The following is a 21,167-nucleotide window of genomic DNA, read 5'->3' as shown; positions in this document are numbered from 1 at the left end:
GATGTCGTTGCGGCTGGGGGTCACGACGTCTCCAGCTCGCGGTCGATCAGGTCGAAGATGTTCTCTGCGGTGGCCGACTCCAGGTCGTCCTCGTCGCCGTCCGCGTCCGCCTGCCGCTCGGTCAGCCGGCCCAGCAGGCCGTGCAGCCGGTCGGTGATCCGGCGGAACTCGTCGTCCGTGGGGTCGAGCCCGACGAGCGCCGCCTCCAGCCGGTCGAGTTGCCGGCCCACCGACCGGTCCGCGGCCGTGGCCGTCGGGGCGAACTGCCCGGCCAGCTGGTCGGCGAGCGCCGTCGGTGTCGGGTTGTCGAAGACCAGCGTCGCCGGCAGCCGCAGCCCGGTGGCCGCGCCGAGGCGGTTGCGCAGCTCGACCGCGGTGAGCGAGTCGAAGCCGAGCTCCCGGAACGCCCGGGTCGGCTCGATGCCGGCCGGGTCGCCGTGGCCGAGGACGACCGCCACGTGCGACAGCACCAGGTCGCGCAGGACACGCGCCCGCTTGTCGTCGGGCAGGGCGCGCAGCGTCTCGGCGTACGCCTGCCCGTCGGCGACCTCGCCGGCCGCGGCCCGGCGGCCTGCGGGGCGCACCAGGTTCGCCAGCAGCGGGTGGACGGGAGCCCCGGGCGCCGACACCCCGGTGATGATCTTCGCGGGCATCAGCGCCGCCCGCTCGGAGCGCCAGACCGTGTCGAACAGGGCCAGGGCCTCGTCGTTGGCCAGGGCGGCCATGCCGCCCCGGTCGAGCCGGCGGATGTCGGCCGCGTCGAGGTGCCCGGTCATCCCGCTGGCCTGGGCCCAGCGGCCCCAGGCCAGCGCGACCGCCGGCAGTCCGAGGGCCCGCCGGTGCTCGGCGAGGGCGTCGAGGAAGGCGTTGCCGGCGGCGTAGTTGCCCTGGCCCGGGCCGCCGAACACGCCGGCGGCGGCGGAGAAGAGCACGAACGCGGTCAGCTCGTGGGCGAGGGTGGCCCGGTGCAGGTTCCAGGCCACGTCGACCTTGGGCCGCAGCACCGCGTCGAGACGCTCCGGGGTGAGCGACTCGACGGTGGCGTCGTCGAGCACGCCGGCGGCGTGCACGACCGCGCGCAGCGGATGCCGCCGGTCCACCATCGACAGCACGTCCGCGACGGCGTCCGGGTCGGCCAGGTCGGCGGCGACGATCGACACGTCCGCGCCGAACGACTTGAGGTCGGCGAGCAGTTCGTCGGCGCCCTCGGCGTCCGGGCCGCGTCGGCTGACCAGGAGCAGCTGCCGGGCACCGTGTGCGGTGACCAGGTGCCGGCAGAGCAGCGTGCCGAGGGTGCCGGTCGCCCCGGAGACCAGGACCGTGCCGTCGAGGCGGGGTGCCTGCGGGATGCTCAGGGCGAGCTTGCCGACGTGCCGGGCCTGGCTGAGGAAGCGGAACGCCTCGGGGGCGCGCCGGACGTCCCAGGTGCGCCGGGGCAACGGTCGCAGCACGCCGCGGGCGAAGAGCGTCATCAGCTCGCCCAGCATCGCGGCGATCCGGTCCTCGCCGGCCTCGATGAGGTCGAAGACCTGGTAGGTCACGCCCGGGTGCTCGGCAGCGACGCGCCCCGGGTCCCGCTTGTCGGTCTTGCCCATCTCGACGAACCGGCCGCCCTCGGCGAGCAGCCGCAGCGACGCGTCCACGAACTCGCCGCTGAGCGCGTTGAGCACCACGTCGACACCCCGCCCGCCGGTGCGGTCGGAGAACTCGTCGACGAAGTCGAGGCTGCGGGAGGAGGCGAGGTGCGTCTCGTCGAAACCGGTGGCGCGCAGCGCCGGCCACTTGCCGGGGCTGGCCGTGCCGTAGACCTCCGCGCCGAGGTGGCGGGCGATCTGCACGGCGGCCATACCGACTCCGCCGGCCGCCGCGTGGATGAGCACGGACTCCCCGGCGCGCAGCCGGGCCAGCTCCACCAGGCCGTACCAGGCGGTCAGGAAGACCACGGGCACCACGGCGGCGTCCGTGTACGACCAGCCGTCGGGGATGCGGGTGAGCAGCCTGCGGTCGGTGACCGCGGCCGACGAGAACGAGCCGGAGAAGATGCCCATCACCCGGTCGCCGGGCGCGAGGTCGGTGACCCCCGACCCCACGCCGAGCACCACGCCGGCGCCCTCGTTGCCCAGCACCTCCTGGTCGGGGACCATGCCGAGGGCCAGCACCACGTCCCGGAAGTTCAGCCCGGAGGCGCGCATCCCGACCAGGACGTGGCCCGCCGGCAGTTCCCCGGTCACCTCGGGGGCGGGCAGCACGGCCAGGTTCGCCAGCGTGCCCTTCTCGGTGACGTCCAGCCGCCAGGGCACCTCGTCGGCGGGCAGCGGCAGCGCTCCGGCGTCCCGCGCCCGGGCCAGCCGGGGCACCAGCGGCACGCCGTCGCGGACCGCGAGCTGCGGCTCGCCGGAGGCGACGGCCGCCGGGACCGCCGCGAGGGAGGTGGTGGCGTCGTCGGTGTCGATCAGCGTGAACCGGCCGGGGTGCTCGGACTGCGCCGAGCGGACCAGCCCCCACAGGGTGGCCCGGGCCAGGTCGCGGGGGGCCTCGCCGGGGGCGGCGCCGACCGCGCCTCGGGTGTGCAGGACCAGCCGGGCCTGCTCCAGCCGGGGCTCGCCGAGCCAGCCCTGCACCAACGCGAGCGCCTCCCGGGCCGCGTCGTGCGCGGCCTCGTCGGCCCGCTCCGGGTCCGTGTCCGCGCCGGAGCGCAGGTCCACCACCACATCGGGTACGTCCCCGGACTCCTCGATCGCGGCCACCAGCGTCGTCAGGTCCGCGTGGCCCCGGACCGGGTGCCCGGCGGTGGCCAGCGTCCCGGCGAGGCCGAGGGTGTCGTCGCCGAGCAGCGCCCAGCGGGTGTCCCCCGGCACGGCGTCGGTGGCCGGCAGCGGCGTCCAGTCCAGGTGGAACACCGAGGTGCGGCGCAGCGCGGCGGCCTCGTCGGGCCGGCCGGCGGAGACCGGACGGAAGGTCAGCGACTCGACGGTGGCGACCGGTTGGCCGGCGGTGTCGGTGAGGGTGACCGCGACGGTGTCCGGGCCGAGCGACCGCAGCCGCACCCGCAGCCGGGTGGCGCCGTGGGCGTGCAGGGCGACCGTGCGGAAGGCGAACGGCATCCAGCCCGTACCGGAGGTGTCCGCCGCGTCGCCGAGCAGCGCGGTGATGCCGCTGGCCTGAAGAGCCGCGTCGAACAGGGCCGGGTGCAGCCCGAAGCGGGACGCGTCGGTCGTCGCCTCGTCGGGGAGGGCCACCTCGGCGTAGACCTCGTCGTCGCCGCGCCACACCTGACGCAGGCCCCGGAAGGCGGGGCCGTACCCCAGGCCGCCCTCGGCCATCTGGGCGTACCAGGCGTCCAGGTCGGCGTCGACCTCCACGGCGTCGGCCGGCGGCCACTGGCCCGGTACGACCGTCGGGGCGGGAAGGTGCGGCAGCAGCAGGCCCTCGGCGTGCCGGGTCCACTCGGCGTCGCCGTCGGACTCGGGGCGGGAGTGCACGGTGACGGTCCGCTCCCCGGTGTCGCTCGGCGGGCCGACGCGCACCTGCACCTGTACCGCGCCGGCCGCCGGGAGCACCAGCGGACTGATCAGGGTCAGGTCGCCCACCTGGCCGGCGTCGACCTCGTCGCCGGCCCGGACCACCATGTCGACGACGCCGGTGCCCGGGACGATCACCGCCCCGCCGACGGCGTGGTCGGCCAGCCACGGGTGGGTACGCACCGACAGCCGCCCGGTCAGCACCACGGTCCGGTCGTCGGCGACCGGTACGGCCGCGCTGAGCAGCGGGTGTCCGGCGTCCTGGAGGCCGGCGGAACTGACGTCCCGCACCCGGTGGGCGGACGCCTCCAGCCAGAAGCGTCCCCGGTCGAAGGCGTAGGTGGGCAGGTCGACGGTGCCGGCCCCGGCAAGGACAGTCGTCAGGTCGACGGGCAGGCCGATGGCGTACGCGGTGGCCAGGTTCGTCAGCAACCGCGTCGGGTCGTCATCGCCCCGACGCAGACTACCCAGCGTGTGGCCGGTGACGCCGGTGTCGTCGAGGACCGCCGTGACCGGCATCGTCAACACCGGATGCGGACTGAGCTCCACGAACGTGTGGTGCCCGGCAGCGACCGCCACCCGCACCGCCGGATCGAACAGCACCGTCTGCCGCAGGTTGTCGAACCAGTAGTCCGCGGTCATCGACGCCGGGTCGACCCAGTCACCGGTCAGCGTCGACACCAGACGGATGTGGCCCTGCTGTGGGGTGATGTCGGCCAGATCCGCGCGGAGTTGTTCCGCGACGTCCTGCACCGCCGCCGAGTGCGACGCGTAGTCCACCGGAATCAACCGCGCCCGGATCCCCTCGGCCTGGCAGGACTCCACCAGGTCCGCCACCGGCTGCGGCGGACCCGACACCACCACGATGGAAGGCCCGTTCACGGCAGCGACACCCACGCCCGGGAAACCACCCAGCCGCTCGGTGACCGCCTCGGCGGACAGGTCGACCGACGCCATCGTCCCCGTGCCCCGCAGCACGGTCAGCGCCCGCGACCGCAACGCCACCGCCTTCGCCGCGTCCTCCAGCGAAAGGATCCCCGCCACACAGGCGGCACCGATCTCACCCTGCGAATGACCGATCACCACCGCCGGGATCACCCCCGCGTGCTGCCACACGGCCGCCAGGGCGATGCCCACGGCCCACAGCACCGGCTGCACGACCTCCACCCGCGCCAACCACGACTCATCCTCGCCGGTCAACACCGACACCAGATCCACATCCAGATACGGCGCGAGAGCCCGCTGACACTCCGCCAACTTCGCGTCGAACACCGGCGTACGACCCACCAGACCGGCCGCCATCCCCGCCGACTGCGCACCCTGACCCGGGAACACGAACACCGCACCCGCACCATGCGACGACGCCATGCCGACCACGACGTTGCCCGCCGGCGCACCGGACGCCAGAGCATCCAACCCCGCCAGCAACTCACCGACATCGGCACCGACCACGGCGGCCCGCTGGTCGAACACCGACCGGGTGGTGGCGAGGGACCAACCCACCGCCGCCGGATCCACCTCGCCGCGCTCACGCACGAACTCCGCCAGGCGGGCCGCCTGACCGGCGAGGGCGCCCTTCGACCGCCCCGACAGCGGCCACACCACGACGTCCGACGCCACCAGACCAGAAGCCGGCACGGCCGGCTCGGCGACCTCCACCGGCTCGTCGGCCTGCTCGATGATCACGTGGGCGTTCGTGCCGGACATGCCGAACGACGACACCGCCGCCCGGCGCGCCCGCTCCACGGCCGGCCACGGGCGCGACTCCGTCGCCAACTCGACCGCGCCGGACGTCCAGTCGATGTGCGGGGACGGCTCGTCCACGTGCAACGTCGCCGGCACGACCCCGTGTCGCATCGCCTGCACCATCTTGATCACACCCGCCACGCCCGAGGCCGCCTGGGTGTGGCCGATGTTCGACTTGATCGAGCCGAGCAGCAGCGGTGCGGCGTCGCCCCGTTCCTGACCGTAGGTGGCGAGCAGCGCCTGCGCCTCGATCGGGTCGCCGAGCGTCGTGCCGGTGCCGTGCGCCTCCACCACGTCCACGTCGGCCGTCGACAGCCGCGCCGACGCCAACGCCTGCCGGATCACCCGCTGCTGCGACGGACCGTTCGGCGCCGTCAGACCGTTCGACGCACCATCCTGGTTGACCGCCGACCCACGCACCACCGCCAGAACCTCATGACCGTTACGCCGCGCGTCCGACAGCCGCTCCACCAGCAGCACCCCGACACCCTCACCCCAACCCGTACCGTCCGCGCCCGCCGCGAACGCCTTGCACCGACCGTCGGCGGCCAGACCCCGCTGCCGGGAGAACTCGAAGAAGGTGCCCGGGGTGGCCATGACCGTGACGCCGCCCGCGAGGGCGAGGTCGCACTCGCCGCGCCGCAGCGACTGCACCGCCAGGTGCAACGCCACCAACGACGACGAACACGCCGTGTCCACCGACACCGCCGGCCCCTCCAACCCCAACGCGTACGCCACCCGACCCGACACCACACTCGCGGCGTTCCCCGTCGCCGCGAATCCCTCCGCCTCGTCCCCAGCCACCGCCAACAGGGCCCCATAGTCCTGACCATTCGTGCCCACGAACACCCCTGTTCGTGAACCCCGCAACGCCCGCGCAACCCCTGCCCGCTCCACCGCCTCCCACGAGACCTCCAACAGCAACCGCTGCTGCGGGTCCATCGCCGACGCCTCACGCGGCGAGATGCCGAAGAAGCCCGCGTCGAACTCCGCGGCTCCGTACAGGAATCCGCCCTGGTCGGTGTAGCTGGTGCCGGGGTTCGCGGGGTCGGGGTCGTAGAGCCGGTCGAGGTCCCAGCCCCGATCGGTCGGGAAGCCGCCGATGGCGTCGGCGCCGTCGGCGACGAGGCGCCACAGTTGCTCGGGGGCGTCCACGCCGCCGGGGTAGCGGCAGGCCATGGCGACGATGGCCACCGGCTCGTCGTCGTCCACCGCGGCCGGGGCCGCGACGGGAGCCGGCCCGGCGTCGGCGCCGAAGAGCCCGGCGAGCAGGAACCGGGCCAGCGCGACCGGGGTCGGGTGGTCGAAGACCAGGGTGGTGGGCAGCGCCTGCCCGGTGGCGGTGACGAGCCGGTTACGCAACTCCACCGCGGTCAGCGAGTCGAAGCCGAGGTCACGGAACGCGGTGGTCGCTCCGACGGCGGCGGCCCCGCCGTCGTGGCCGAGCACGTCGGCGGCGAGTTCCCGCACCAGGTCGGCGACGGTCTCCTCCCGCCGGGCGGCGGTCAGCCCGACGAGACGCCGGCGCAGGCCCGCCGCCGGACCGTCGTCGCCGCCGTCGACCGGGGCGCCGCCGTCGAGGGCCGCCCGAGCCTCCGGTACGCCCTCCAGCAGCGGCCGGCGCCGGGCGGAGGCGTACGCGGGGGCGAACCGGGCCCAGTCGACGTCGGCCACGGTCACGGTGACGTCGTCGTGGTCGAGGGCCTGCTGCAACGCGCCCATGGCCACGGTGGGGTCCATGGCGGGCAGGCCCCGACGGCGCAGGTTCTGCTCGGCGTCGGCCGCGTGCATCCCGCCGTCGGACCACGGACCCCAGGCGACGGCGGTGCCGGCCCGGCCGTCGGCCCGCCGCTGCTGCACGAGCGCGTCCAGGTAGGCGTTGCCGGCCGCGTAGCCGACCTGACCGCCGCTGCCCCAGGTGGCGGCGATGGACGAGTAGACGACGAAGGCGTCGAGTTCCCGGTCGGCGAGGAGGTCCGCGAGGTGGGTGGCGCCGACGGTCTTGCCGGCGGTCACCTCGGCCAGCTCGGCCGGGGTGACGTCCGCCAGCGGGGTGGCCTGCGCGATGCCGGCGGCGTGCACGACGGTACGCACCGGCGGGCCGTCGGCCTCGACCCGGTCGAGCAGGGCGGCGACGGCGGCCCGGTCGGCGATGTCGCAGGCGGCGACGGTGACCCGGGCGCCGAGACCGGTCAGCTCGGCTTCCAGCTCGGCGGCGCCGGGCGCGTCCGGTCCGCGCCGGCTGACCAGCACGACGTGTTCGGCTCCGGCGCCGGCGAGCCAGCGGGCGGCCCGGGCGCCGAGCCCACCGGTGCCGCCGGTGATCAGCGCGGTGCCGGTGGGCGTGAACCGGCGCGCCGGGGGGTGGTCGCCGACGGCGGCGCGGACCAGGCGGCGGACGAAGACGCCGGGGCCGCGTACCGCGAGCTGGTCCTCGCCGGTCGATCCGGTGAGGATCGCGGCGAGCCGGGTGGCGGTCCGGTTGTCGGCCCGGGACGGCAGGTCGACCAGGCCGCCCCAGCGGTGCGGGGCCTCGACGCCGACCACCCGGCCGAGACCCCAGATCGCGGCCTGCGCCGGGTCGGTGCGGCGGTCGTACGAGGCGGCGGCGACCGCGCCCCGGGTGACCAGCCACAGCGGCGCGGCCAGGCCGGCGTCGCCGAGCGCCTGCACGAGCGCGAGGGTGGCGGCCAGGCCGGGCAGGACGGTGCCGCCGGCGACGGCCGGTTCCCCGCCGAGCAGGGAGACGACGCCGGCGAGTTCGGTGCCGGCGAGGGACTCCGCGAGGGCGGCCCGGTCGGCGTCGGGGTCGACGCTCAGTGGCAGCAGGTCGGCGCCGGCGCCGGTCAGCGCGGCCCGGACGGTCTCCGCGGCCGGGTCGTCGGCTCCGCCGGCGGGCAGCGCCAGCAGCCAGGTGCCGGTCAGCCGGGCCGGGGTGGGTTCGGGGGCCACCTGCCAGTCGGCCCGGTACCGCCAGCCGTCGAGCACGGAGTGTTCCTGCCGCTGCCGCCGCCAGTCGGCGAGGACGGGCAGCAGGGTACGCAGCGACTCGGCGGCGGTCTCGTCGGCGACGGCGAGGGTGTCGCGCAGCGCGTCGAGGTCGGCCCGTTCGACCGCCTCCCAGAACCGCCGGTCGAGCGTGCCGGCCCCGGTGACGGTGGCCTCGTCGGCGGGCGCCTCGGCCGGCACCCAGTAGTGCTGCCGCTCGAACGGGTAGGTGGGCAGGGCGACGAGCCGGCCGGGCCGGTCGGCGAAGAGGTCCGCCCAGCGCACCGGCGTGCCGGCGACGTGGAGCTGGGCGAGGGCGGCGAGCAGGGTGCGACGGTCCGGACGGTCCCGGCGCAGCACCGGCACGACGACGGTGAGGGCGGCGTCGGCGGCGTCGATCCCGGCGAGGGTCTCCTGGGCGCTGGCGGTGAGGACGGCGTCGGGGCCGACCTCGACGAAGGTGCCGACGCCGTGGGCGCGCAGGGTGCGTACGCCGTCGGCGAAGCGGACCGCCTCCCGGACGTGCCGCACCCAGTATCCGGGGTCGGTGAGCTGCGCCGGGTCGGCCAGTTCGCCGGTCAGGTTGGACACCACCGGCAGGGTGGGTGCCCGCAGGTCGAGGCCGGCGGCGACGGCGGCGAACTCGGCGAGCATCGGCTCCATCAGCGGGCTGTGGAAGGCGTGGCTGACCCGCAGCCGCCGCACCCGCACCCCCCGGGCGGTCCAGAGTTCGGCGAGTTCCTCGATGGCCGCGCCGTCGCCGGAGACGACGACGGCGGCGGGGCCGTTGACGGCCGCGACGGCGACCCGGTCGGTCAGTTCCGCGATCGACTCGGCGACCCGGGCCTCGTCGGCGGCGACGGCGAGCATCGCCCCGCCGGCGGGCAGGGCCTGCATGAGCCGGCCTCGCGCGGCGACGAGGGCGCAGGCGTCGTCGAGGGTGAACACGCCGGCCACGTGGGCGGCGGTCAGTTCGCCGATGGAGTGCCCGGCGACGAGGTCGGGGGTCAGCCCCCAGGAGCCGAGCAGCCGGTGCAGCGCCACCTCGACGGCGAACAGGCCGGCCTGGGTGAAGACGGTCTGGTCGAGCAGGGCCGCCTCGTCGGTGCCGGGCTCGGCGAACAGCAGCGGCTTCAACGGCCGGGGCAGCCGGTGGTCCAGGTGGGCGCAGACCTCGTCGAGCGCCTCCGCGAAGGCCGGGTACGTCTCGTACAGCTCCCGGCCCGCGCCGGCGCGCTGGGCGCCCTGCCCGGAGAAGAGGAACGCCACCCCGCCACGTTCGGCGGCGGCGCCGGTGACCAGGCCGGGTGCGGGCCGGTCGTCGGCGAGGGCGTTGAGGGCGGCGAGCAGGCCGTCGGAGTCGTCGGCGAGGACGACCGCCCGGTGTTCCAGGGGCGAGCGGGAGACCACCGAGGTCCAGCCGACGTCGGCCGGTCGCAGGTCGGCGTCGTCGGCGACGTACCGCGACCAGCGCTCGGCCTGGCCGCGCAGCGCGGCGCGGGTGCGGCCGGTGAGCAGCACGGGCACGGGCGCGGGGAGTTCCGGCCGGTCGGCCTCGGCGGCGGCCGGCTCGGGCTGTTCGAGGATGAGGTGCGTGTTGGTGCCGCTCATCCCGAACGAGGACACGGCGGCGCGGCGCGGCCGGTCCACGGCCGGCCACGGCGTGGCCTCGGTCACCAGGGTGACCGCTCCGGCCGCCCAGTCCACGTGCGGGGTGGGCTCGTCGACGTGCAGGGTCGCCGGCACGATCCCGTGCCGCATCGCCTGCACCATCTTGATCACCGCGGCGATGCCGGCGGCGGCCTGGGTGTGGCCGATGTTCGACTTGATCGAGCCGAGCAGCAGCGGCGCGGCGTCGCCCCGCTCCTGGCCGTAGGTCGCGAGCAGGGCCTGGGCCTCGATCGGGTCGCCGAGGGTGGTGCCGGTGCCGTGCGCCTCCACCACGTCGACCAGGTCGGGGGTGAGCCGCGCGCCGGCCAGGGCCTGCCGGATGACCCGCTGCTGGGACGGGCCGTTCGGGGCGGTGAGCCCGTTGGACGCGCCGTCGGAGTTGACCGCAGAGCTGCGGATGATCCCGAGCACGGGGTGGCCGTTGCGGCGGGCGTCGCTGAGCCGTTCCAGCAGCAGCATCCCGACGCCCTCGGACCAGCCGGTGCCGTCGGCGGACGCGGCGAACGACTTGCAGCGGCCGTCGGCGGCGAGGCCGCGCTGCCGGGAGAACTCGACGAACGGGCCGGGGGTGGCCAGCACGGTCGCACCGCCGGCCAGGGCTAGGCCGCACTCCCGCTGGCGCAGCGCCTGGCAGGCGAGGTGGATGGCGACCGACGCCGACGAGCAGGCCGTGTCCACGGTGACCGTGGGTCCCTCCAGCCCGAACGTGTACGCCAACCGGCCGGAGACCACGCTGGCGGCGGTGCCCGTCAGCACGTACCCCTCGACGCCGGGCGCCCGGTGCAGCACGGCGGCGTAGTCCTGGCCGGAGGTGCCGACGAAGACACCGGAGCGGCTGCCGGCCAGCGACAGCGGGGCGATGCCGGCGCGCTCGAACAGCTCCCAGGTGACCTCCAGCAGCAGCCGCTGCTGCGGGTCCATGGCGACCGCCTCGCGCGGCGAGATGCCGAACAGCGCGGCGTCGAACCGCCCCGCGTCGTGCAGGAACCCACCCGAGGTGGTGTACGAGGTGCCGGCGTTGTCCGGGTCGGCGTGGTAGAGCCGTTCCAGGTCCCAGCCCCGGTCGGTGGGAAAGTCGCCGATGGCGTCCCCGCCGGACGAGACGAACTGCCAGAGCTCCTCGGGCGAGTTGATGCCGCCCGGGTAGCGGCAGCTCATCGCCACGATCGCCACCGGCTCGGACTCCTCGGCGGTGACCTCGCGCAGCCGTTGGCGGGTCTGGTGCAGCTCGGCGACGACCCGCGTCAGGTATTCGCGCAGCCGCTCTTCGTCCGCCATGACATCTCGCTTTCTCGTGACACCACAGGTCCCGCGGACGGCTCAGGAGAGCCCGAGGTCCTGGTCGATGAGGTCGAACAGCTCCTGGTTGCTGGCCACCCGCAGCCGGTCCGCCACCTCGGCGGCCTCCTCCCGGCGTTCCTCGACGGCGCCGAGTCGTTCGAGCAGGCTGTGCAACCGCATCGTGATCCGCACCCGGCCGATGTCGTCCGGGTCGCGCAGCGCGAGGGCGCTCTCCAACTGGTCCAGCTCCGCCAGGGTCGGCAGCGCCTCCACCGACGCCTCGCTGAGCAGTTCGGCCCGCAGGTGTTCGGCCAGGGCCAGGGGGGTCGGGTAGTCGAAGACCACCGAGCTGGGCAGGCTCAGCCCGGTCGACCGGGTCAGCCGGCCCCGCAGCTCCACCGCGGTCAGCGAGTCGAAGCCCAGGTCCCGGAAGGGTCGGCCGGCCTCCACGGCGTACGGGCTGTCGTGCCCGATCACCTCGCCCGCCGCGGTGCGGATCAGGTCCACCAGCACCCGGGACTGTTCGGCCTGCGACAGCTCGCCGAGCCGCTTGCGCAGCTCGACGGCGACCTGGTCGCCGTCCTCGGCCTCCGCCCGAGCCGCCGCGGCCTGGGCGGCCACCTCGGCGATCTCGCTGATCAGCGGCCGGGGGCGGGCGGAGGCGAACACCGGTGCGAAGCGATCCCAGTCGATGTCGGCGACGGTGAGCGCGGTGTCGTCGCCCTCGAGGCCGGCGCGCAGGGCGGCCATCGCCGGTTCCCGGTCGAGCAGGGACACCCCGCGCCGGCTCATCGCCGCCGCGTGCGCGTCGGTCACCATGCCACCGCCGGCCCACGGCCCCCAGTTGACCGAGAGGACCCGGGTGTGCCCCGCCGGCCGCGACTGCGCCCAGGCGTCCAGGAAGGCGTTTCCGGCGGCGTACGCCCCGTGGTCGCCGACGCCCCAGACGGCGGCGATGGAGGAGAAGTGCACGACCAGTTCGAGCGGTTCCGGGTCGAGGAACTCGTCCAGGTGCCGGGCTCCGGCGATCTTGCCGGACACGACGTCGGCGAGTTCCGCCTCGGTCACCGCGGCGACGGGGTTGAGCCGTCCCACCCCGGCCGCGTGCACCACCGCGCGTACGGTCTCGCCGTCGGCGCGCAGGCCGCGGACGAGGTCCGCGACCGCGTCCCGGTCGGCCAGGTCGCAGGCCAGGACCCGGGCCTCGGCGCCGAGGGCGGCCAGTTCCGCCACCGCCTCGTCGGCCCCGGGGGCCGCCGCGCCGCGCCGGCTGACCAGCAGCAGCCGCCGCGCGCCGTGCCGGGCGAGCCAGGCGGCGGCGTACCGGCCGACGGCGCCGGTGCCGCCGGTGACCAGGACGGTGTCCGGCGGCTGCCAGTCGCCCTGGGCCTCGACCCGGGGCGTGCGGGCCAGCCGCCGCAGGTACGTCCCGGCGTCGCGCACCGCGAGCTGGTCCTCGTGCCCGGCGGCGGTCAGCGCCGCCAGGACGTGCTCGGCGGTGGCGGTGTCCAGGGTGGCGGGCAGGTCCAGCAGGCCGCCCCAGTGCCGGGGGTGTTCCAGCGCGGTCACCAGTCCGAGGCCCCACGTGGTGGCCTGAGCGGGGTGCACGACGGGGTCGTCTGCTCCGGTGCTGACGGCCTGCCGGGTGAGCAGCCACAGCGGCACCGGGGGCAGGGTGTCGGTGACCGCCTGCACCAGGGCGAGGTTCGCGGTCAGGCCCACGGGCACGGCGGGCTGCTCGGGGTGCGGTCGCTCGTCGAGGGCGAGCAGCGACACGATCCGGGTCGGCGGGTCGCCGGCGAGCCGCTCGGCGAGCGCCGTGCGGTCTGTGGTGGCCGGGTCGACGGTGAGCAGCCGCACGGTGCCGCCCCGCGCGGTGACGAGTTCGGCGAGCCGGTCGACGACGGGCTGGTCCGTGCCGGTGTGGACCAGCGTCCACGTGCCGTCGGTGACGCCCGCGGCGGGCGCCCCCGGACGCCAGGTGATCCGGTACCGCCAGCCGCCGGCGAGGGTGTCCTCCTGCTGCTGGCGTCGCCACTGCGCCAGGTCCGGCAGCAGGTCCCGCAGCGGGCGGTCCGGGTCGAGGCCGAGCCGGCCGGCGAGCACGTCGCCGTCGCCCGACGCCACGGCCCGCCAGAACGCCGAGTCGACGTCGTCGTGCGTGGCGACGGGGGTGCCCGCCGCCGCGTCGAGGGTCGGCCAGAAGCGCTGGTGGGTGAACGCGTACGTGGGCAGGTCCACCTGCCCGGCGCCGGGCAGCAGCCGCGACCAGCGGACGGCCACGCCCTGGCAGTGCAGTCGGGCCACCGCGCCGAGCAGAGCGGTCACCTCGTCCTGGCCGGGCCGCTGCACGCCAGTCACGAGGACCGGGGCGTCCGCCGGCAGCGCGTCGGCGGTCAGCGCGGTCAGCACCGTGTCCGGCCCGATCTCCAGGAACCGGGTCACCCCGTTGGCGTGCAGCTCGGTGACGGTGTCGGCGAAGCGGACCGCCTCGCGCACGTGCCGGACCCAGTACTCCGGGGTGCAGAGCTGGTCGGCGTCGACGACCGTACCGGTCAGGTTGGACACCAGCGGCACCGTCGGCGGGGCGTACTCCAGGGTCGCCGCCACGGCGGCGAAGTCGGCGAGCATCGGCTCCATCAGCGGGCTGTGGAAGGCGTGGCTGACCCGCAGCCGCTTCGTCCGCACCCCGAGACCGGTGAAGTGGGCGGCCAGGTCGGTCAGCGCGTCCTGGGCCCCGGCGACGACGACGGCCGCCGGCCCGTTCACCGCGGCGACGGCGACCTGCCCGCCGGTGCCGGTCAACGCCCGGACCACGTCGACCTCGGGCGCGGCGACGGCGAGCATCCCGCCGCCGGCCGGCAGGGCCTGCATCAGCCGGCCCCGGTTGCCGACGAGCGTGCAGGCGTCGGGCAGGGAGAGCACCCCGGCCACGTGGGCGGCGCTGATCTCCCCCACCGAGTGGCCGGCCACGAAGTCGGGCCGGATCCCCCAGTGCGCGAGCAACCGGAACAGCGCCACCTCGACCGCGAAGAGGCCCGCCTGGGTGAAGACCGTCTGGTCCAGCAGGTCGGCGTCGGCGGTGCCGGGCTCGGCGAACAGCACCGGGCGCAGCGGTCGGGGCAGGTACGCGTCGAGGTGCTGGCACGCCTCGTCGAGGGTCTCGGCGAAGACGGGGAACGTCTCGTACAGGCGGCGGCCCATGCCGGCGTGCTGGGCGCCCTGGCCGGAGAAGAGCACCGCCAGCGCGCCACCGGGCTCGGCGACGCCGCTGGTGAGTCCGGGGTGGTCCTGCCCGGCGGAGAGTGCCCGCAGCCCGGCGAGGGCGGCGTCGGCGTCGCCGGCGAGCAGCACCGCGCGGTGCCGCAGCGGGGACCGTCCGGTGGCCAGGCCTCGGGCGACGTCGGCGGCGGGGGCCGGGTGCTGCGGCAGCCAGTCGGCCAGCCGCGCCGCCTGGGCCCGCAGGCCGTCCGCGCCGTCGGCCGAGACGATCCAGGGCAGCACCGGCAGCCCGGCGGCCGGTGCGTCGGCCGGGCGGGACGGTCCCGTGCCGGCGGGTGCCTGCTCGAGGATGACGTGCACGTTGGTGCCGCTGACCCCGAACGACGACACGCCGGCCCGGCGCGGCCGGTCCACCTCGGGCCACGGCTGCGCTTCGGTCAGCAGCGCGACCGCGCCCGCCGACCAGTCCACGTGCGGCGAGGGCTCGTCCACGTGCAGGGTGGGCGGCAGCAGGTCGTGCTGGAGCGCCATCACCATCTTGATCACGCCGGAGACACCCGCGGCGGCCTGGGTGTGGCCGATGTTCGACTTGACCGAGCCGAGCCACAGCGGCCGGTCGACGGGCCGGTCCCGCCCGTACGTGGCCAGCAGCGCCTGCGCCTCGATGGGGTCGCCGAGCCGGGTGCCGGTGCCGTGCCCGTCGACGGCGTCCACGTCGGCGGCGGAGAGCCGCGCGTTGGCCAGCGCCTGGCTGATCACCCGCTCCTGGGCGGGCCCGTTCGGCGCGGTCAGGCCGTTGCTGGCGCCGTCCTGGTTCATCGCCGAGCCGCGTACGACGGCCAGGATGCGCCGGCCGTCGCGCTGGGCGTCGGAGAGCCGTTGCAGCAGCACCAGGCCGACGCCCTCACCCCAACCGGTGCCGTCGGCGGCCCCGGCGAACGACTTGCACCGGCCGTCGAGGGCGAGCCCACGCTGCCGGGCGAACTCCAGGAACGGTCCGGGGGTGGCCATGACCGTCACGCCGCCGGCCACCGCGACGTCGCACTCGCCCTGCCGCAGGGACTGGCAGGCCAGGTGCAGCGCGACCAGCGACGACGAGCAGGCGGTGTCGACGCTGACCGCGGGGCCCTGCAATCCGAAGTGGTACGCCAGCCGCCCGCTGATGACGGCGGCGACGTTGCCGGTGGCCTGGTAGCCCTCGGTCTCGACCCGCGCGGCCATCAGCAGCGTCGCGTAGTCCTGGCCGTTGGTGCCGACGAAGACGCCGGTGTTGGTCTCCCGCATGTCGGCCGGCGCGGTGCCGGCCCGCTCGAACAGCTCCCAGGCGCTCTCCAGCAGCACCCGCTGCTGCGGGTCCATCACCATCGCCTCGCGCGGGGAGATGCCGAACAGGGCGGCGTCGAAGCCGGCGGCGTCGGTGAGGAAGCCGCCCTCCCGCACGTACGAGGTGCCGGGTCGGTCGGGGTCGGGGTCGTAGATCGCCGCCAGGTCCCAGCCCCGGTCGGCCGGGAACTCCGCGATCCCGTCGCGCCCCTCGCTGACCAGTCGCCACAGGTCCTCGGGGCCGGCGACGCCGCCGGGGAACCGGCAGCTCATCGACACGACGGCGATGGGCTCGTCCAGCGCGGTGGCGGCCTGCACGGGCGCGGTCGCCGGGGTGTCGTCGCCGGTGAACCGGGTGGCCAGGTGGTCGGCGAGGGCGGCGGGCGTCGGACGGTCGAACACCAGGGTCGCGGGCAGGGTCAGCCCGACCGCCTCGGCGAGCCGGTTACGCATCTCGACGGCGCTGAGCGAGTCGAAGCCGATCTCCCGGAACGACCGGTCGGCCGCCAACGCCTGCGGCGAGGACAGCCGCAGCACCGCCGCCGCGTGGACCCTTACGAGGTCGAGCAGGACCCGGCGCCGTTCCGGTGCCGCGAGTCCGGCCAGCCGGCCGCGCAGCGGCGAGGCCGCGTCGGGCGCGTCGCCGTCGCGCTGCCCGGCGGCGAGCAGCCGGGCCACCTCCGGGATGTCGGCGATCAGCGGCCGGGGGCGGGCCAGCGTGTAGGTCTGCAGGAACCGGTCCCAGGCGATGTCCGCCACGGTGAGCGTGGTGTCGCCGTGGTCGAGCGCCTCGGCCAGCACGGACACCGCCAGGTCGGGGCGCATGGCCCGCACGCCCGACCGGAACATCTGGTCGGCGGCGCCCTCGGCGTCGACCATGCCTCCGCCGTCCCAGGCGCCCCAGGCGACAGCGGTGGCCGCCCGGCCGCGCCGTCGCCGGTCCTCGGCGAACGCGTCGAGGAAGGCGTTGGCCGCGGCGTAGCCGCCCTGGTGCCCGCCGCCCCAGACACCCGCGCCGGAGGAGAAGAGCACGAACGCCGACAGGTCGTCGCCGCACACCTCGTCGAGGTTCACCGCGCCGGCCACCTTGGCCCGCAGTGAGTCCGCGAGTTCGGTCAGGCCGGTGGCCGCGACCGGTCCGGCGTGGGCCACCCCGGCGGTGTGGAACACGGCACCGATGCGGGTGCCCTGCCCGGCCAGCCGCTCGACGAGGGCCGCCAGGGCGTCCCGGTCGGCGACGTCGCAGGCGGCCACGGTGACCTTGGCGCCGGCGGCGCGCAGTTCGGTCGCCAGTTCGTCGGCGCCGGGCGTGGTGGGGCCCTGGCGGCCGGTCAGCACCAGCTCACCGACGCCTTCCCGGGCCAGCCAGCGCGCCACCTGGGCCCCGATCGAGCCGAGGCCGCCGGTCACCAGGACGGCGCCGTCTGCGGGACGCCAGCCACCGGGCGTCGTCCGGTCGGTGCGGGCCCGGACCAGTCGCCGGGTGAACACCCCGGAGGGTCGCAGCGCGAGCTGGTCCTCCGCGTCGATGCCGGCCAGCACGGCCACCAGCCGGGCCCGGTCCCGCGGGTCCAGTTGGGTGGGCAGGTCGACCAGGCCGCCCCAGCGGTCCGGGTGTTCCAGTGCGACGACCCGGCCGAGCCCCCAGAGCATCGCCTGTCGGGGACGGTCGAGCGGGTCGGCCCGGCCGGTGGAGACCGCGCCGGTGGTGGCGCACCACAGCGGGGCGGTGACGCCGGCGTCGCCGAGGGCCTGGACCAGGGCGTACGTGCCGGCGAGGCCGGCAGGTACCACCGGCTGCGCCGGGTGCGGGGTGTCGTCGAGGGCGAGCAGGGAGAACACGCCCGCGACCGCTCCGGGGGCGACGCCGGTGTGCCCGAGCCGCTCGGTGAGCGCCTGCCGGTCCGTCGCGTCGACCCGGACGACCTCGGCGCCACCCTCGGTGAGGGCCTGGGCGACGCCGTCGACCAGGGGCTGTTCCGCGCCGTGCGCCGGCGCCAGCAGCAGCCAGGTGCCGGACAGGGTTTCCTCCGCCGTGGTGGCCACCGGCTTCCAGGTCACCCGGTACCGCCACGAGTCCGCCGTGGACTCGTCGCGGCGGCGTCGGCGCCACGAGGAGAGCAGCGGCAGCGCCGGGTCGAGGGACCGGGCCGCCGTCTCGTCGATCCGCATCGCGGCGGCCAACGCCTGCGGGTCGGCCCGTTCCACGGCCTCCCAGAAGTGCCGGTCCGCCTCGTCCTGGCCGGCGACGGCCGGGCCGGTCGGGATGGGAGCCTGCGGCCAGTACCGCTGGCGCTGGAAGGCGTACGTCGGCAGTTCCACCGGCGCGCCGGTGCGGGCGCCGAGGATCCCCGTCCAGTTCACGGGCACGCCGTGCACGTGCAGCCCGGCGAGAAGCGTCAGCATCCGGGGCCAGCCGCCGGCGTCGGCGTCGGCGGCCACCACGATCGCGTCGTCGCCGGCGGTCTCCCGCAGTCCGGCGGTGAGCACGGGTTCGGGGGCGGCCTCGACGAAGACCTGGTGGCCGTCGTCGAGCAGGGCGCGTACGACCGGGTCGGCGTCGGCGCCGTCGGCCAGTCCCCGGTACCACCGGGCGGCGTCGAGGCCGTCGGTGTCGACCTGTCCGCCGGTCGCCGCGGAGTGCAGCGGCACCTCGGCCGCCCGGAGGGTGATCCCGGCCAGGTCGGTGGCCAGGCGGTGCGTCGCGTCCGGGTCGGCCTCGACCCGGCTGCCGGCGGCGATCGTCTTCGCCGCGTCCGCCAGCGACAGGGCCCCGGCCACGCAGGCGGCCGCGACCTCGCCGTGGGAGTGTCCGACGACGGCGGCGGGCCGTACGCCGAGCGAACGCCACCAGCGGGCCAGCGAGACCGTCACGGCCCACCGGACGGGGTGCGCGACCCTGGGATCCGTCGGGTGCGGGGCGTCGTCCGTGCCGCGCAGTACGGCGGTGAGCGACCAGTCCATCCAGGGCGCGAGGGCCGCGTCGCACTCGGCGATCGAGGCGGCGAATTCCGGTGAACGGTCCAGCAGTTCGACCGCCGTGGCCGGCCACGGGTCGCCGTGGCCGGGGAAGACGAGGACCGGGTCGCCGCCGCGCGACGCGGTGCCGGTGACCGTGGCGGAGGTGGCCTCGCCGAGGCGGAACGACTCCAGGGCCCGGGTCAGGCCGACGGTGTCGCGGCCGAGGATCACGGCGCGGTGCGGGAACTCGGCCCGCGTGGTGACCAGGGCGTGCGCGACGTCGGCGGGTTCGAGTTCCGGGTGCGCCGCGAGGTGCGCGCCCAGCCGGGCGGCCTGCTCGCGCAGCGCCGGGGCGTCCGCGGCGGAGAGCACCAGGGGTACGACTGCGGCACGCGGCCGTTCGATGGCCTGGCTGTCGACCACCGGGGTCGGCGGCTGCTCGATGATCACGTGCGCGTTGGTGCCGGAGATCCCGAACGACGACACCGCCGCCCGACGCGGCCGACCCACCTCGGGCCACGGCATCGCCTCGGTAGCCAACGCCACCGCACCGGCCGTCCAGTCGATGTGCGGCGACGTCTCGTCCACATGCAACGTCGGCGGAACAAGACCATGCCGCATCGCCATGATCATCTTGATCACACCGGCGACGCCGGCGGCGGCCTGGGTGTGGCCGATGTTCGACTTCACCGAGCCGAGCCAGAGCGGCCGGTCGGCCGGCCGGTCCTGGCCGTACGTGGCGATGAGCGCCTGCGCCTCGATCGGGTCGCCGAGGGTGGTGCCGGTGCCGTGCGCCTCGACGGCGTCCACGTCCGCCGGGGTCAGCCGGGCGCTGGCGAGGGCCTGACGGATCACCCGCTGCTGGGAGGGGCCGTTCGGCGCGGTCAGGCCGTTGGACGCACCGTCCTGGTTCACCGCCGTGCCGCGTAGCACGGCGTGGATCCGCCGGCCGTCCCGCTGTGCGTCCGAGAGCCGCTGCACGAGCAGCACCCCGACACCCTCGGACCAACCGGTGCCATCAGCCGACGCGGCGAACGACTTGCACCGACCGTCCTGCGACAGACCCCGCTGACGCGAGAACTCGATGAACGTGCCGGGTGTCGCCATCACCGTCACACCACCGGCCAAGGCGAGGTCGCACTCGCCCGACCGCAACGCCTGCGCGGCCAGGTGCAACGCCACCAGGCTCGACGAGCAGGCGGTGTCGACAGTGACCGCCGGCCCCTCCAGGCCGAAGGTGTACGCGACCCGACCCGACAGCACGCTGCCCGAGTTGCCGGTGCCGACGTAGCCCTCGACCTCGTCGGCCAGTTCCATCAGGCGCGAGGCGTAGTCGTGGTACATCACCCCGGCGAACACACCGGTGCGGCTGCCGCGAAGGCGCTGCGGGTCGACGCCGGCCGACTCGAACGTCTCCCACGACGCCTCCAGCAGCAACCGCTGCTGCGGATCCATGGCGAGGGCCTCGCGTGGCGAGATGCCGAAGAACGCCGGGTCGAACTCGCCGGCGTCGTACAGGAATCCGCCGTGCCGGGTGTACGACGTACCGGGGTGGTCCGGGTCGGGGTCGAAGAGGCTCTCCAGGTCCCAGCCGCGGTCGGCCGGGAACTCCCCGATCCCCTCCCCACCGGCGGCCAGCAACTCCCACAGCTGGTCGGGCGTCTCGACTCCACCGGGATAGCGGCACGCCATGCCGACGATGGCGATCGGCTCGTCGAACCCGGTCGTGGTCCGCGCGCCGGACGCGACGGTGCCGGCGGCCGTGCCGGCCAGTTCCGCGTGCACGTGGGCGGCGAGGGCCTGGGGCGTCGGGTAGTCGAACACCAGCGTCGAGGGCAGCCGGAGGCCGGTGGCCGCGTTGATCCGGTTGCGCAGGTCCACGGCGGTCAGCGAGTCGAAGCCCAACTCGCGGAACGCCCGGTCGGCGGGCACGGCCTCCGCGCCGCCGTGCCCCAGCACCTGCGAGACGAGACCCCTGACCAGCACGTCGATCTGGGTCCGCGCCTCGGCGGGGTCCAGCCCGCTGATGCGGGTCGCCCAGGTGACGCCCTGTCCCGCCTGGCGGCGGGTCGTGGTGGTGCCGAGCAGGGCGCGGAGCATCGGCGGCACCAGGCCGGCGCCGGCCGCGGCCCGCAGGGCGGCCAGGTCGATCACGGCCGGCACCAGGACCGCGCGGTCGGCGGTCAGCGCCGCGTCGAACAGCCGCAGCCCGGTCTCGGCGCTCATCGCGGTGACGCCGCCCCGGGTCGACCGCGCCCGGTCGGCCTCGTCGATCGACGCGGCCATCCCGGGGGTGTCCCACATACCCCACGACAGGCTCACCGCCGGCAGACCACGCTGCCGCCGGTACACCGCCAGACCGTCCAGGAACGCGTTGCCCGCCGCGTACGCCGACTGACCCGGCGAACCCAACACCCCCGCCACCGACGAGAACACCACGAACAGGTCCAGGTC

At 75.7% G+C, this 21,167-nt stretch carries 2 protein-coding genes; both read right to left on the bottom strand.

All coding sequences use genetic code 11. The features are described from left to right. Positions 1-20: 20 nt before the first annotated feature. Entirely contained in the window at positions 21-11,204 is an 11,184-nt protein-coding gene (locus tag AB0D32_RS21915; protein WP_357093035.1) for a type I polyketide synthase, read from the bottom strand. Between the two features lie 42 nt (positions 11,205-11,246). Next, positions 11,247-21,158, bottom strand: a complete 9,912-nt coding sequence (locus tag AB0D32_RS21910) for a type I polyketide synthase (RefSeq protein ID WP_357093201.1) — start codon at positions 21,156-21,158, stop codon at positions 11,247-11,249. Positions 21,159-21,167: the final 9 nt, after the last annotated feature.

The organism is Micromonospora sp. NPDC048170 (genome assembly GCF_040652795.1).
GTDB lineage: Bacteria > Actinomycetota > Actinomycetes > Mycobacteriales > Micromonosporaceae > Micromonospora.
The sequence above is the reverse complement of the archived record's forward strand: the minus strand, read 5'-3'. Positions and strand labels throughout refer to the sequence as shown.